Annotated in this window: 18 protein-coding genes and 1 pseudogene; 1 reads left to right on the top strand and 18 read right to left on the bottom strand. The window is 26.3% G+C overall.

Annotated features, from left to right (window positions below):
• The 17 genes and pseudogenes from GQV94_RS07275 to GQV94_RS07195 all read right to left on the bottom strand — a co-directional run.
• Positions 1 to 129, bottom strand: a pseudogene (locus tag GQV94_RS07275) (ArsC family transcriptional regulator); the annotation flags it as partial.
• Positions 129 to 1,433 (bottom strand): 3-deoxy-7-phosphoheptulonate synthase, encoded by a 1,305-nt coding sequence (locus tag GQV94_RS07270; protein WP_200170391.1) that lies wholly within the window; start codon positions 1,431 to 1,433, stop codon positions 129 to 131. The gene GQV94_RS07270 and the pseudogene GQV94_RS07275, both read right to left, overlap by 1 nt.
• Before the next feature lie 440 nt (positions 1,434 to 1,873).
• A complete protein-coding gene (rplS, locus tag GQV94_RS07265) occupies positions 1,874 to 2,230 on the bottom strand; it encodes a 50S ribosomal protein L19 (RefSeq protein ID WP_200170390.1) in 357 nt (118 codons plus the stop codon).
• Positions 2,231 to 2,239: 9 nt separating this feature from the next.
• Positions 2,240 to 2,944 carry a tRNA (guanosine(37)-N1)-methyltransferase TrmD gene (trmD, locus tag GQV94_RS07260; protein ID WP_200170389.1) on the bottom strand — a complete coding sequence of 235 codons (705 nt, stop codon included), beginning with the start codon at positions 2,942 to 2,944 and terminating at the stop codon, positions 2,240 to 2,242.
• A complete protein-coding gene (rimM, locus tag GQV94_RS07255) occupies positions 2,941 to 3,477 on the bottom strand; it encodes a ribosome maturation factor RimM (RefSeq protein WP_200170388.1) in 537 nt (178 codons plus the stop codon). The genes trmD and rimM overlap by 4 nt, the downstream gene beginning before the upstream one ends.
• Positions 3,470 to 3,712, bottom strand: a complete 243-nt coding sequence (locus GQV94_RS07250; RefSeq protein ID WP_200170387.1) for a KH domain-containing protein — start codon at positions 3,710 to 3,712, stop codon at positions 3,470 to 3,472. Before GQV94_RS07250 ends, rimM begins: the two co-directional genes overlap by 8 nt.
• Position 3,713: 1 nt before the next feature.
• Entirely contained in the window at positions 3,714 to 3,941 is a 228-nt protein-coding gene (gene rpsP, locus GQV94_RS07245; RefSeq protein WP_200170386.1) for a 30S ribosomal protein S16, read from the bottom strand.
• Positions 3,942 to 4,005: 64 nt separating this feature from the next.
• Positions 4,006 to 5,343, bottom strand: a complete 1,338-nt coding sequence (ffh, locus tag GQV94_RS07240; RefSeq protein WP_200170385.1) for a signal recognition particle protein — start codon at positions 5,341 to 5,343, stop codon at positions 4,006 to 4,008.
• A 74-nt stretch (positions 5,344 to 5,417) separates the two neighbouring features.
• On the bottom strand, positions 5,418 to 6,170 hold the full coding sequence (locus GQV94_RS07235) for a pseudouridine synthase family protein (RefSeq protein ID WP_200170384.1): 753 nt from the start codon (positions 6,168 to 6,170) through the stop codon (positions 5,418 to 5,420).
• Positions 6,151 to 7,317, bottom strand: coding sequence for a lipid IV(A) 3-deoxy-D-manno-octulosonic acid transferase (gene waaA, locus GQV94_RS07230; RefSeq protein WP_200170383.1), 1,167 nt, complete (start codon positions 7,315 to 7,317; stop codon positions 6,151 to 6,153). The genes GQV94_RS07235 and waaA overlap by 20 nt, the downstream gene beginning before the upstream one ends.
• Positions 7,314 to 8,027 (bottom strand): zinc ribbon domain-containing protein, encoded by a 714-nt coding sequence (locus GQV94_RS07225; protein WP_200170382.1) that lies wholly within the window; start codon positions 8,025 to 8,027, stop codon positions 7,314 to 7,316. Before GQV94_RS07225 ends, waaA begins: the two co-directional genes overlap by 4 nt.
• Positions 8,028 to 8,036: 9 nt before the next feature.
• Complete coding sequence (locus GQV94_RS07220) at positions 8,037 to 8,762, bottom strand: Nif3-like dinuclear metal center hexameric protein (protein ID WP_200170381.1); 726 nt, start codon at positions 8,760 to 8,762, stop codon at positions 8,037 to 8,039.
• Positions 8,749 to 9,612 carry a glycine--tRNA ligase subunit alpha gene (gene glyQ / locus GQV94_RS07215; protein WP_200170380.1) on the bottom strand — a complete coding sequence of 288 codons (864 nt, stop codon included), beginning with the start codon at positions 9,610 to 9,612 and terminating at the stop codon, positions 8,749 to 8,751. The genes GQV94_RS07220 and glyQ overlap by 14 nt, the downstream gene beginning before the upstream one ends.
• Before the next feature lies 1 nt (position 9,613).
• Positions 9,614 to 10,153, bottom strand: coding sequence for a DUF3972 domain-containing protein (locus tag GQV94_RS07210; RefSeq protein WP_200170379.1), 540 nt, complete (start codon positions 10,151 to 10,153; stop codon positions 9,614 to 9,616).
• 11 nt (positions 10,154 to 10,164) lie between these two features.
• On the bottom strand, positions 10,165 to 10,662 hold the full coding sequence (purE, locus tag GQV94_RS07205; RefSeq protein ID WP_200170378.1) for a 5-(carboxyamino)imidazole ribonucleotide mutase: 498 nt from the start codon (positions 10,660 to 10,662) through the stop codon (positions 10,165 to 10,167).
• On the bottom strand, positions 10,659 to 11,915 hold the full coding sequence (locus tag GQV94_RS07200) for a peptidase U32 family protein (RefSeq protein ID WP_200170377.1): 1,257 nt from the start codon (positions 11,913 to 11,915) through the stop codon (positions 10,659 to 10,661). Before GQV94_RS07200 ends, purE begins: the two co-directional genes overlap by 4 nt.
• Positions 11,912 to 12,574, bottom strand: coding sequence for a chemotaxis protein (locus GQV94_RS07195; RefSeq protein WP_200170376.1), 663 nt, complete (start codon positions 12,572 to 12,574; stop codon positions 11,912 to 11,914). Before GQV94_RS07195 ends, GQV94_RS07200 begins: the two co-directional genes overlap by 4 nt.
• Before the next feature lie 216 nt (positions 12,575 to 12,790).
• On the opposite strand from GQV94_RS07195, the gene glnA reads away from it, so the two are divergent.
• Positions 12,791 to 14,221, top strand: a complete 1,431-nt coding sequence (gene glnA / locus GQV94_RS07190) for a type I glutamate--ammonia ligase (protein WP_200170375.1) — start codon at positions 12,791 to 12,793, stop codon at positions 14,219 to 14,221.
• A 27-nt stretch (positions 14,222 to 14,248) separates the two neighbouring features.
• Here glnA and GQV94_RS07185 read toward each other — a convergent pair.
• Positions 14,249 to 15,404, bottom strand: a 1,156-nt coding sequence (locus GQV94_RS07185; protein ID WP_200170374.1) for a DUF2972 domain-containing protein, incomplete at its 5' end; no start/stop codon positions are given.

Below are 15,404 nucleotides of genomic sequence, written 5' to 3'. Positions count from 1 at the left end.
AAGCCATAAATTTAAAATGTTATTATCTATTTTTTTAATATCTTTAAAAACAAAAGTAAGTTGTTTTTGTGTAAGAAAATCCATAGCTTTTTTAACGCTATTGCAGTTTTTGATTCCATATAAAAATATCATTTTTTGCCTTTTTTAATTAAATTTGCTATCAAAAATGCTAATTCTAATGCTTGCTCAACATTTAATCTAGGATCGCATTTGCTTTCATAGCATTCTCTTAAATCGTATTTTGTAATATTGCTCACACCTCCAATACATTCTGTAACTTTTTTACCAGTCATTTCAAGATGAATTCCACCTGGAAAAACTCCCTCGGAATAAGATATTTCAAAAAAAGATTGAATTTCTTTTGAAATTTTATCAAATTCACGTGTTTTTAAATTATCAACCTTTATGGTATTTCCGTGCATAGGATCAATGCTATAAATTAAATTTAAACCCTCTTTTGAAAGTCTTTTAAAAATATTTGGTAAAATCTGATCTATTTTATCAGCACCCATTCTCATAATAAAAACTAAACGCCCCTCTTCATTATCGGGATTTAAAATTTGAGCAATTTTTATTAAATCATCAATTTTAGCACTTGGACCTATTTTAACTCCTATTGGATTTTTTACTCCACTTAAAAAATGAATATGTGCTCCATTAATATCCCTTGTTCTCTCGCCAATCCAAAGCATATGGGCTGAATAATTATAAAATTGATTGGTTAAATCATCAAGACGTGTCATAGCCTGTTCATAAGGTAAAAGTAAAGCTTCGTGAGAAGTATAAAATGTATTAGCTATTGTATTGCAATCATTTTGAATACAGAAATATTGAGAAATTTTGGTACTTAAATCTTGGTATTTATTATCAAGTTTATTTATTTTAATAAAATTTAAAATTTGATTTAAATTTAATAACTTATTTTTGGAAAAATTTCTCAATATCTTTAAAGTTTTAACACTTTGGTAATATGCTTTAAGAATTCTATCAGGATTTGGTACTCTTTCTTTTTCATCAAATTTAAAATCATTAATAATATCACCACGAAAACTCGGTAAAATTTTTCCTTGATATTCTTCAAATTCTAAACTTCTTGGCTTAGCAAATTGTCCAGCTATACGTCCAATTTTTACCACAGGAAAATCTCCAGAAAAAGTCAAAATTATAGCCATTTGAAATAAAATTTTAAACATATTATTAATATTTATGATATTAAAATCATCAAAACTCTCAACACAATCACCACCTTGAAGCAAAAAAGCTTTCTTGCGTGAAACTTCTATTAAAGCATTTTGAAGATTTTTTATCTCATTAGTAAAAACTAATGGAGGTAGTTTTTCTAATTTATTTAAAACCTTTTCTAAATGATTTTGATTAGGATAAACTGGCTGTTGTTTTATAGGATAACTTTTCCAAGAATCTTTGCGCCAAATTATTTTAGTTGTATCCAATGATAAAATTTCCTTATAAAAACAAACAATCAAAAGAAGAAGAAATAATTAAAAATATAATTACATCTTGCATTTTTAAAACTTTAAACCTTTATAAAAAAGATAAAAACATCAATTTTATATAGATTAAAATAATCTTTTATAAAAATTATATATTTTGCAAATTTATTTTTACTTCATTTGCAAGTATTTAACTTTTTAAGATAATGGCTAAAAAATATGAGTGTATGATTAATATTCATTACACTCAATAATATTTAGGCATACTTGCAAAAATCATTAAAATATTTTAATAGAAACTATGACTTTTCTTGTAATAATACTTTATATAAGTTATAAATATTATCAACAATTTCAACTATTCTAAAAAATTTAATAAAATTTATTTTTTATATTTTTAGAATGTTAAACTATAGCTTCAATTATTTTTTAAGTTCTTTGATACGAGCTGCTTTACCGCGTCTATCTCTTAAATAAAAAAGTCTAGCACGACGTACGCGACCTTTTCTTAAAACAACAATACTTTCTAAACTATCACTATAAATAGGGAAAATTCTTTCAACTCCTACGTTATTAGCACCTATTTTACGGATAATGAAAGTTTCATCAACACCATTACCTCTTCTAGCGATACAAATACCTTCAAAATTTTGAATTCTTGTTTTATCACCTTCTTTAATACGAATTGCAAGTTTTAAAGTATCTCCAGCACGAAAATCTGGAATATTTTTACCTTCAATTTGTTTAGCTTCAAATTGTTCAATATATTTATTCTTCATAATAATTCCTTATTTTTTGCGCTCATGTTCTAAAAACAAATCTGGATGAAAAAATTTTGTTTTACAAGACGCCAAAGTATTTTTTAAATCGGAAATTTTAGCGTGATTACCCTTTAAAAACACTGAAGGAGCATTATTTTTTTTATATTGTTTTTCAAATATAAAAGGTTTTGAAAAAGCAGGAGCTTCAAGCAAACCAAATTCAAAACTTTCTTCTTCTAAACTCTTTAAATTTCCTAAAACTCCTTCAATATTTCTTGAAATTGCATCACAAAGCATCAAAGCAGGTAATTCTCCTCCCGTTAAAATAAAATCTCCTATACTAAAAATTTCATTAGCAAAAATTTCAAATACTCTTTCATCTATGCCTTCATATCTTCCACAAACAAAAATAAGATGTTCTTTTTTACTTAAACGTTTAGCATCTTTTTGATTAAAAGTTTTTCCACTAGGAGAAAGAAAAATAAAATGAGATTTTTCATTCTTTTGTTTAATAAAATTTAAAGTTTCAAATAAAGGTTCAATTTGCATTAAAAGTCCAGCTCCACCTCCTATTTTATAATCATCAACTTTTTTATAAGCATTAAAAGCAAAATCTCTAGGATTATAAAAATCAATATTTATAATTTTTTTTTCTAAAGCTCTAAAAAGTATAGAGTCTTTAAAATAAAATTCCAATAAATGAGGAAATAAACTAACAAAAGTAAAATTCATGAATTCTCTAAAATCAAAATTGCTTCGTTAGAACAGAAAATTTGATGTTTGTTAATATCAATTTTTTGAATGTATTTATCAACATAAGGGATAAAAAATGTTTTAGAATAATTTTTACTTAAAAGTTTTTCATCTGTTTGAATTTCTAATAAATAAGAAGGTCCTGCTTTAATAATATTGCAAACATTACCAAGTTTTTGTTTATCATCATAAACCTCAGACTCTAGAATGTCAAAATAAAAAAATTCATTTTTTTCTAATTTACAAAATTTTCTAGTTTGCTCTATACTCTGATATAAAATAAGATTTGTTAATTTTTTAGCTTTATTTAGATCTTCATAGCCTGCAAATAAAATAGTGGAATTATAATAATTAAAATCTTTAATTATTATAATTTCTTTTTTATTAATATAAAAAGAGTTATCTTTTTTAAACTGAGTAGGAAAATCACTCAGATTATAAAGTTTTATATAACCTTTTAAACCAACAGTTCTACCAAGTTTTGCAACTTGAATTAATGTTTTTTCATTCAATTGATTTAACCGTTACACGATAAGATGTTAAATCTTTTACTTTATAGGCGGAAACAACTGTTTTGATAGCATTAATCATTTTGCCATTTCTTCCAATCAATTTCCCTGTATCAATTTTATCCGCAAAAACAACAAGTTCTATGATATTATCTTCCAAATCTACTTTTTGAACTTGAATTTTATCTGGGAATTCTACAATTAATTTTGCATATTCTCTTAAAAAATCTTCTACCATTTTATTTACTTGTAATAGAAGTAACCTTATCGCTTAATTTTGCACCTACGCTTTTCCAATACTCTAAACGTTCTTTATCAAATTTAATAACTTCAGGATTTACCATAGGATTATAATACCCTATACTTTCTATCCAACCACCATCACGACGTTTTCTACTATCAGTAACTACTATACGATAAAAAGGTCTTTTAACTCTTCCCATTCTTGTAAGTCTAATAACTGTCATTATTTCTCCTTAAAATTTCTAAAGATTTATTTAAAAATATTTTTTAATATCTTTAAATAAATCTTCAAAATTGCTTTCTTGATTGTGACATCATTTGCATTAAGCTATCCATACCTTTTTTTCCAGAAAATTTTTTAGCTAATTTTGCAGCATTGGAAAATTGTTTTAAAAATCTATTTACTTGAATTTGAGATAAACCTGAACCTTCTGCTATACGACGTTTTCTTGCATTATTTAATAAAGAAGGATTTTCTCTTTCTTTTGGGGTCATCGAAGAAATCATAGCTTTAATATGAACAATCTCTTTAGAATTATCCAAATCAAGATCTTTTATTTGAGAACCTAAATTAGAAAGACCAGGTATCATTCCAATAATGGATTTAATACTGCCTAGTTTTTTAACACTCTCCATTTGCTCTAAAAAATCATTGAAATTAAATTCGCCTTTTTTAATCTTTTGTCCTAGTTTTTTAGCTTCTTTTTCATCAATAATAGCAGCTGTTTTTTCAGCCAAAGTAGCTAAATCTCCTTCACCCATAATACGACTAACTATCCTATCTGGAATAAAGATTTCTAAATCAGCTACTTTTTCTCCAACACCTATAAATCTTAAAGGAATTCCAACTTGTCTTGCGATACTTAAAGCAATACCACCTTTTGTATCAGCATCAAATTTGGAAAGTATAACACCACTAAGTCCTAAAACTTCATTAAAACTTGTTGCTGTTTTTACACCATCTTGACCACTCATAGCATCCGCTATATAAAAAATTTCATCAGGAGTCAAAATGTTTTTCATTTCTTTAAGTTCATTCATTAAAGCTTCATCAATAGCTAAACGTCCAGCTGTATCAACTAATAAAACATCAACCATTAATTCTTTAGCTTTGCTTAAAGCACTTTTAGCAACATTTAAAGGATTTTTTTCTTTCTCAATATAAAATAAATCAATTTCATTAGCCTGACAAAGTTGGCGTAATTGTTCTACAGCAGCTAATCTTTGTAAGTCACAAGCTGCTACTAAAACTTTTTTATTTCTAAGTTTAAGATAATGAGCTAATTTAACTGTACTAGTAGTTTTACCACCACCTTGCAAACCAGTCATTAGGACAATTGTAGGAGGTTTAGAACTAAAAACAAAACCCTGAGTTTTATTTGGAATATTTAAAATATTTTCTAAATTAGTTTTTATAGCATCTAAAAACTGCTTTTGACCTATTCCATTTTTCTTAACATCTTCTTCTACTAAATATAAAAGTTCTTTTGTAACTTTATGATGTACATCGGCTTTTAAAAGTGATTTTTTCAAAGTCTCTAAAGCATTTTTAAGAGCCTTTTCATCATCAATAAAACGAATTTTATTAATAGCTGATTTAAAAGAATCGCTAATTAATTCAAACACTTAATACCTTTCAAGAAATTTTATATTCTAAGAAATTAAAATTTGTATTATAAAGAATTTTTCCTTAAATACCTTTAAAAAACTAAATTTTTTAAATCAAAACCAAACTGATTAAAATCTTGATCGATTTTTGATTTAAAAACATAATCTAATATTTTTATTTCATAACTTTGAAGATACATTCTATTACTTGGAATCTTAGCATATTTTTCATCTCCTATAATTCCATGTTTTATAAAATGAGTATGTACCCTTATTTGATGTGTTCTACCTGTTAAGATAACAATATGTGCTAAAGTTTTTTTTCCTTGTATCATAAGCGGAGTGATTTTTGTATGAGCTTCTAATCCTTGTTTTAATACTTTACTATATGCACCTTTTTTATTTTTTAAAGTTAAAATAGGCTCTTTAATTTCAATTTCTTCAGCAATAATTCCATCAAGCAATGCTATATAACTTTTATAAACTTTTTGTTGTTTAAATTCTTTTATACATAAAGTTCTAAATTCTTCATTTTTACAAAGTAAAATTACTCCACTTGTCTCTTTATCTAAGCGATTTAAAAGTTTTGCATTAAAATATTTTTCTAAATTTTCGCTGATAAAAGAATGGGGTTTATAAATAGCTAAAATATTATTATCTTCAAAAATAACATAAGGATTTTGTATTTTTTTAATGATAAATTTAGCCTTATTATGCAGCAAAGTTCTTGCTAAAACAAGTTTTTTTCCTTGAAAAAAAACACAACCTTGATCAATTAAATCTTTAGCTTGATGATTTGAAATTCCTTCTTGTAATGCTAATAATTTATAGGCTTTTTCTTGCATTAATACCCTTTTTAATACTTTCTATAATAAGATTTAAATTATTTTTGTGGATTATCTTGGTCTTTTTTTGAAGTTTGCGAATTTTATCATCTAATTCATTTATATCATTACACAAATAAATATTTTCAACAGCTTCGTATAATTTTTTTTGATTGTAAAAATAAATTCCTGAAATTAAAATATTATCAAAAAAAGCTGCTTCTATAGGATTGTGACCACCTATACCCTTTATAAAAGAACCTCCAAGCACAACAATATCAGAAATAGCATAAAAATTAACAAGTTCTCCTATGCTATCTAACAATAAAATAGGACTTTTAAATTCATCTTTTAAAGAAGATGATAGATTTAAAGAGCTAAATTTTACAAAGTCTAATTTTTTATTTCTAAGTAAATTAGCAACTTCCTCAAAACGTTCAGGATGACGTGGAGCTATAATAAGTTTTTCACCTTTTTTTAATGTAAAATGCTCTAATAATAAATACTCTTCTCCTTTGTGAGTATTTGCAAAAATAATTAATTTTTGATCTAACTTTTCATAATTTTTATTTACTTGTATTTTTGAATTAATTTTAATATTTCCTGTAATTTTTACATTTCTAGCTCCTAAATCAATAAGTTTTTTTTTATCTTCCTTGCTTTGAGCAAAAACTTCATCAATATAAGAAAAAATTTTTTTATAAAAAAATGCAAATCTTTTATAATTTTTATATGATTTATCTGAAATTCTTGCATTGATAAGAATAGTTTTTGCACCTTTTAACTTAGATATTAAAATCAAAATTAGCCAATATTCTGCCTCAAATATTACTAATACTTTACACGGCTTAAGCCAAAAAGGGATCCAATTTTCAAAAACAAGATAATTTACTGATTTGCAAAATTTCTTTGCTTCTTCATAACCAGTTTGAGTAATTGTAGTAATTCTAGAATCAAAAAGCAATGTCAAATCCTTAATACTTTTTACTTCGCCTAAAGAACAAGCATGAAAATGAACATCTTTTTTTTCTTGAATTAGATTTTTATATAAAAAAAATCTTGCTTTTAAACTATATTTATATTTCGCTTTTAAAAAAGAAAGAAAAAATAAAGGAATAGCTAATAAAATATAAGCTATCCATATTAATAAATAATAAAAAACGATCAATTTTCTTGAGATTCTTTATAGAGAATTCTACCGCAATGAGGACAAGTTATAATTTCCTCTCCTTTTATAATTGAAAGATAAGTCTTATCATAAATTCTCATAAAACAACCATAACAAGCCTGTTTTTTAACAGGAACTACAGCTGTATTTTTAGCCCATTTGCGAATTTTTTCATAAAAACCTAAAACTTTTTGATTCATTTCTTTAACTAATTTTGTTTTTTTATCATAGATATTCATTCTATCTTTTTCTAAAACTTTCATTTGTTCTTGAACGTCTATTTTAATTTGTTCTAATTGTTTCTCTAAATCTTCTTTTTCTACAAATAATTCTTTTTTATAACTTTCTTTATTTTCTAAAATTTTATCTAAACGAATTATCTCATCGTTAGCTGCATCAAGTTGCTCTTTAGCTATATCTTCTTCTATTTTTAATGCATTTGCTTCTTTTTCGGTTTTAACCATAGCACTTTTTTTTGAAAACTCTTTAATTTTCTCAGAAAATTCTAGAATATGAGTATTATTTTGAATTTTTTGATTCTGAATATCTTTAATCTCATCATCATAGTTATTTAACTGTACATTTATTTTATCAATCTTATTTTCTATTTCTTTTAAATTTTTATTGATACTTTCAATTTTAGGCTCAAAGTTATCAATTTCTTGGTCAATTTTTGATAAAGATACAAGTTGTTCAAGATATTTATTCATTAATTTTCCTTAAAAAATTTGGAATGGATTTTTTGAAACTTTTATTATAACCTTTAAAGACAAATTTTGCAAATCTTTTGCTAAAGCTTGAGCAAAACAACACTCACTTTCAAAATGTCCTATATCAATAAGGCTTAAATCATTACTTAAAGCCTCTAAAGCTTGATGATATTTAAAGTCTCCACTTATAAAACAATCAGCATTTACAAAAGGAATCAAATCTCCTCCGCTACCCGTGCAAATAGCTAGTCTTTTAATTTTTTCTTTTCCACAAAAACTTACTCTAAGCAAATCTAAATTCAATTTTTTTTTAATATGGTTACATAAATTTTTAAAATCTGTATTTATATCAACATAAATTAAATATTCTTCTTGTTTAAAATCTTTAAAACCTAAAATTTCTCTTGTAAAATAAGAATTTAAGTGACTTAGATCATAATTTGTATGTAAAGCAATTAAAGATATATTCTTTTTAATCATTTCTTTAATAAAAGCTCTAGGATATTTTCTTGTTGATAATTCTTTTAAAGGTTTAAAGATTAAGGGATGATGAACAATAAATAAAGAATTTTCATCAGCTTCTTTAAGTAAATTTGCATCTATATCAAGACTTAAATAAATTGTATTTATTTCATCATCTAAATCTCCAAGTAAAATACCGCTATTATCCCAATGTGCTTGTTTTTCAAAAGGACTTAGCTTATCTAAGAAAGAATAAATTTCACTCAGTTTCATTTAAATTTTTCTTATAAATTTGAGCACAATTTTTAGCAAGCTCTCTAATTTTTAACATATAATCTTGTCTTTGAGTTACTGAAATTGCCCCCCTAGCATCTAAAAGATTGAAAGTATGTGCTGCTAACATACAATAATCATAAGCAGGCAAAGCTAAGCCTTGTTCTAAAATATTTTTACATTCTTTACATGCATTTTCAAATTGCATATTTAAAAAATGAACATCACTTAGCTCAAAATTATATTTACTAAATTCATATTCGCTTTGTTTATGGACATCTGCATATTTAATAATTTTATTATTAGATTCACTCCAAATAATATCATAAACATTTTCAACGTTTTGAATATACATTGCAATTCTTTCCAAGCCATAAGTGATTTCTGCGCTTACCAAATCTACAGCTATTCCACCAACTTGTTGAAAATAAGTAAATTGAGTTACTTCCATACCATCAAGCCACACTTCCCAACCTAGACCCCAAGCACCTAAACTTGGACTTTCCCAATTATCCTCAACAAAACGTATATCATGATTTTTTAAATCAAATCCTAAGCTTTCTAAACTTTTTAAATATAATTCTTGTATGTTATCAGGACTAGGTTTTATTAAAACTTGAAATTGATAATAGGCTCCTAAGCGATTAGGATTTTCTCCATAGCGTCCATCTGTTGGACGACGACTTGGTGCAACATATGCTACAGACCAAGGTTTTTTACCTAAACTTCTCAAAAAAGTTGCCGGATGAAAAGTTCCAGCACCTGCTGGCATATCATAAGGTTGCATAATAGCACACCCTTGATTTTGCCAATAATTTTGTAAATTTAATATAATTTGTGAAAAAGTCATTTTAGCTCTCTTGTTGTATTTTATTCAATTTTTCATTTTTGTCTTTATTCATTTCTAAATCAGGCTCAGTTTTTGCTCCAAAAATTTCAGTCGTTTTACTCCACATTAATTTATACTTGCGTTTTAGAAATTCCACTTCTTCGCGTGTATGTTTTAATTCTGTATTTAAAGTTTCTATAGTTTTTCTATCTGCATCATATAATTCTTGCATAGAATAAAGAGCATCTTTTAAAAATTTATTTTCATTTTTTAAAGCTTCTAATGTTTCATCTTTAGCATCTAAAACTTTTTCATGCAAATTTAAAATGGTTCCTATTGTTTTTTCAACAAAACTTTCTCCTGCTAAAGTTATAGAATTAACCATAGAATTTTTTGATGTAGTGCTTGGAACTACGCTAAAAGTTCCTTGATTTGCTTCTATATAAATTTTATCATCTTCTTCTTTGAAATTTAAAGAACCATTTGCCATCATACCTTTAACAACATCTTCGCTTAAATGAACTAATTTACAAAATTCGCTCAATTCTAGATAGGTTTGCATTTTTTGTTCCTTTATTGTAATAAAACTTCAATTTCTTTTGAATCATTAATAATTTTTTCATATTGTTTTTGCCTATCTTCTAATAAAGCTTTATTTAAATTAATATCATCAATAGCTAAAATTTGTATAGCTAAATAAGCCGCATTAACAGCCCCTGCTTTACCTATAGCTAAAGTTCCAACAGGAATTCCACTAGGCATTTGAACACAAGAAAATAAAGCGTCCATGCTAGCCAAATTTGAATTCGGTATAGGTATAGCCAATACAGGTTTAATAGTATAAGCTGCACAAGCTCCTGCCAAATGAGCTGCCATACCCGCTGCTGCAATAAAAACTTTTGCTCCCCTCTTCTCAGCATCTTCTATATATAATTTTGTTCTTTTGGGACTTCTATGAGCTGATGTGATAATTAGCTCATAAGGAACATTAAATTTTTTTAAAATTTTTTCTGCTTCTTTGACAAATTCATAATCACTTTTACTTCCCATCAAAATTGCAATAAAACTCATGCAAGCTCCTTGCGTAAAAAACTAAATTCTGGAATAGAAATTGGTAATTTTATCTCATTTTCATTTCCGCTATGAATTGTTTCAAATTCTTTATTATTTTTTGCTATCATTTTTTTAAATTCTATAAAATATTTATCATCTTTTTTATAAATTACTCCTAATTCATTATCGCATTCTTGAATCTTTGCTCCTAATGGACTTAAAATTTCATAAGGCGTCTGTAACGAAATTTTGCCTTTGCATTTAAAAAAGTCTCCATCTTCTGTAAAAGCACATACTTGATGGGTCCCTTCTTCAATACTTGAATTATGATTTTGCGTATCTTGTTTTTCAAAAGGACGTGAAACTAAATAGCCATCTGTAAATCCACGATTTTTTAAGGTATTTAACTCATTTTCATATTTTTTAGCTTCAAAGCAACCATTTAAAACATCTTGTATTGCCATTTTATAAGTTCTTGTTGTAAGAGCTACGTAATACTCACTTTTAGTGCGTCCTTCTATCTTAAAAGCTTGGATACAATTTTCCTGCATTATCTTTTGAATATAAGCACCTAAATTCAAATCTTTAGAATTAAAAATATAAGTTCCATTTTGATCTTCTTCTAAACGAAATAAAGTTCCATTATCTGAATTTTTTGCATAAAGTTCATAATTAAACCTGCAATCATTAGCACAAGTTCCACGATTGCTCATTCTTCCACTTTGAACAGAACTGATTAAACAACGACCAGAATAAGCAAAACACATAGAACCATGTACAAATGCTTCTAATTCTATATCACAATTTTCTTGAATAGTTTTAGCATCTTTTAAAGAAAGCTCTCTTGCAATCACAATACGTTTTGCACCCATATTTTTATAAACTCTAGCATCAAGATAATTTAATACATTAGCTTGAGTAGAAATGTGTAAAGGTATTTCGGGAGCAAGTTCTTTTGCCAAATTTAAAGCACCAAGTGATGCTATGATAAAAGCATCAGGGTTCATTTCTTTTAGCTTTAATATATGTTTTTTTAAACCCTCAATTTGAGAATTAAGATGAAAGCCATTTAAAGTAACATAAATTTTTTTACCTTTAGAATGTGTATAATCAATAGCTTGTTTAAAGGTTTCGTAATTAAAATCCTTAGCCGTTCTTGAGCGAAGAGAAAAATGATTAACCCCTGCATAAATTGCATCAGCACCATAAGCTAAAGCTATTTTTAATTTGGTGAAATTGCCCGCTGGTGCAACAATTTCAGGTATAATCATTTTTTTCCTAAGGTCGCTATTAATGCTTCTATATCATCGTTACTAACAACATCAGTGGTACTATCTCCTTGTATATGTACAGCAGAACTTACACGTTTTTGATCATCAATTTTTCCTTCAAATAATGAATTCATATAACGACTAAGAGATCTCATAACATTAATAACACGCTCAATTTTTTGACGATGAATATCTTGATATTGCATAACATCCATTATCATCATCACTTCATCTTGACCACTTTGTAAATTCTCAACAATATTGCTAATTTTATCTATAGCATTTTGATTAGAATTTAAAGCTTGTGAGAAACTTTCAACATTTGGAAATTTAACATTTAATTTAGAAAAAATATCGATATTTTTATTTAAAATTTTTTTTAATTCATCACATAGACCTTCAGAATCTATAAAAAAATTATTAATAATTTCTAATTTTTCCATAATTTCTGTAGCTCTTTCTTCGCTATCTCTTGTTACATCATCCAATTGATGGACAACTTTATGTTCTTTATTTGGAGGTGGTAATGGCCAACCTTCTTTAGGGTCTGGTTTATATCCAATATTTTCTTGAATTTCTTCATTATTATGTTCTTCTTCAGCATTATCTTCAAATTCAGTTGTGCTTTCCATTAAAGCATCAAGTTCTTCTTGGGTCATTACTATCCTTTAAACCTAAAAAATAAAAAACAATTAACGAAATATTAGCTAAAAATATTTAAAAAAAACTTCATAGCTTTAAAAAATACATTTTAATAAAATCAGTATCTTATTCCATAAAATCTTACAGAAAATTAATATAGTTTATATTTAAAGAAATTATGATACAATCTTTCTATTAAAGTAAGATAAAAATAAGATAAAAAGGCAATAATAATGGGTAAATTTGTAAATAATATTGAAGAATTTTTTGATTTTTGCAAAGATAATGAAGTAATATTTGTTGATTTTAGATTTAGCGATCTTATAGGAACTTGGCATCATATTACTTATAATTTTAACTCTATAAATAAAGAAATATTTAAACAAGGAATTCCATTTGATGGAAGTTCAATTCTTGGTTGGCAACCTATAGAAAAATCTGATATGATACTTATGCCTGATGCACAAAGTGCATTTTTGGATCCTTTTAGTACTGATCAAACGATTATAGTTTTTTGTGATGTCTATGATATTTATAAAGAGCAAATGTATGAAAAATGTCCTAGAAGCATAGCAAAAAAAGCTATGAATGATTTAAAAAATAATGATATAGCAGATACAGCTTATTTCGGCCCTGAAAATGAATTTTTTATTTTTGATAATGTAAAAATTATAGATACCCCTAATTGCTCTAAATATGAAGTAGATACCGAAGAAGGCGAATGGAATGATAATAAAGAATTTATAGATAATTATAATACTGGACATAGACCAAGAAATAAAGGGGGATATTTCCCTGTTGCTCCCATAGACTCTCTTGTTGATATACGTTCTGAAATAGCCCAAACCTTAGAAAAAGTAGGTCTTAAAACTTTTGTTCATCATCATGAAGTAGCACAAGGGCAAGCAGAGATTGGAGTTTATTATAGTACTTTAGTAGAAGCGGCTGATAATGTCCAAATTTACAAATATATAGTTAAGATGATAGCTCATTTAAATGGAAAAACTGCAACTTTCATGCCAAAACCTCTTTATGGAGATAATGGAAGTGGAATGCATGTGCATATGAGTCTATGGAAAGATGGGGTTAATTTATTTTACGATGAGAAAGGATACGGAAAATTAAGCCAAACAGCTATTCATTATATAGGAGGAATTCTCAAAAATGCAAGAAGTGTTGCAGCCTTTACTAATGCAAGTTCTAATTCTTATAAAAGAATAGTTCCTGGTTTTGAAGCACCTTGCATACTAACTTATTCTTGTCAAAATAGAAGTGCGAGTTGTCGTGTGCCTTATGGTATTAATAAAAAAAATGCAAGAGTAGAAATAAGATTTCCAGATAATACAGCTAATCCTTATTTAGCATTTGTAAGCTTACTTATGGCCGGACTCGATGGCATTAAAAATAAAACTATACCTGTTGGTCCTATGGATGAAAATCTTTTTGAGCTTACTTTAGATGAAATTCGTGAAAAAGGGATAGAACAACTACCACATACTTTAAGAGGAAGTTTAGAAGCATTGATTAGAAATAATGAATATTTAAAACCTGTTATGAGTGATAGTTTTATACAAGCTTATCAGCATTTAAAATTTAAAACTCAAGTTTGGCCAGTAGAATCTCGACCAACAGCCTATGAATTTAAAACTTGCTATTCTTGCTAAATTACAATAAAGTATAAACTTTATACTTTATTTCCCATCTAATTCTTCACACATTTTTTCAAATTCTTTATAATATTTCCATTTTTCTATATATTCTGGATGATTTTCTTTAACATAAGCTAAATCATCATCTAAAAGTTTTTTTAGTTTAATTCTTAAATCTTTTTTGTCTTTAAAATATTCTAAAATTTGCTTTTCATTAATAAGATTATTTTTAATATCTATTTCATGCTTTTCTAGTGCATCCATATAATCATTAAGATAATTTTTACATTTTTTAAATAATAGTTGATTATTTTTTAAAGATATATAATCGTGCTCTTTAATAAGCAATATAAGATTATCAAACATTAAATTTCTATTTTCAAATATTTCTTTGCTAATCTCTATAAAACCTTGTTTATTGCTATGAATTTGATGAGTTGTAATAATAATTTTACAATTTTTATCAATATATAAATTTACAGGCAAAACAAGCAAATCTCCTTGATTTCTATTTGCTCTTCCTTGAAAAATCAAAGGATCTCTAGGTGGAGTAAAATTATATTTATGAGCTAATCTTGTAAAAGTATTAAAAGCATTTTGAGTATTAAATTCTGAAAATTCCAAACATTCTATATTTTTAATTTTATTTTTTAAAATTTCAAGTCTCTTGTGGGTATTAAAATACAAATTTCCATTTAATATAACTTTTTCCACATCAGAAATTTCTATTTTATAAGGATTTTTGGTATAATGATAGTAAGGTTTATGAAATAAAGAAGAATTAATATTAGTTAATAAATCAATCTCTTTTATGCCATAATAAACTTTATCTACTCGAATATGATTTAAAGCATGCTTGATTATACTTATTGGATCTCTTGCTACAAAAATTAAATTAATATTGCAAGGAAGTAAATATAATAATCTGTAATGTCCTTGAGCAATAGATGCCGTTTTTGATTTCATTAAAGAAGAATAATGTTTATATTCAGGTGACCATACTAAAGTGTCAAATTTTTTTACTAAAAAATTAAAAAAAGTTATTGTGGCAGCAGAAGCACAACTATTTTTTTGCAACCACACAAACTCATAATTATCAGGCAAAGGTAAGTTTAAATCCCAAGCAAGATTAGCATCAATAGTATGATAATTTAATTCTTCATTTATATCTTTTAATTTATTTGAATCAAGTAAAGAA

Origin of the sequence: Campylobacter sp. TTU_617, assembly GCF_016599045.1 — a bacterium.
Lineage (GTDB): Bacteria > Campylobacterota > Campylobacteria > Campylobacterales > Campylobacteraceae > Campylobacter_D.
Note: the sequence above shows the minus strand (reverse complement) of the source record. Positions and strands in the feature narration are given on the sequence as shown.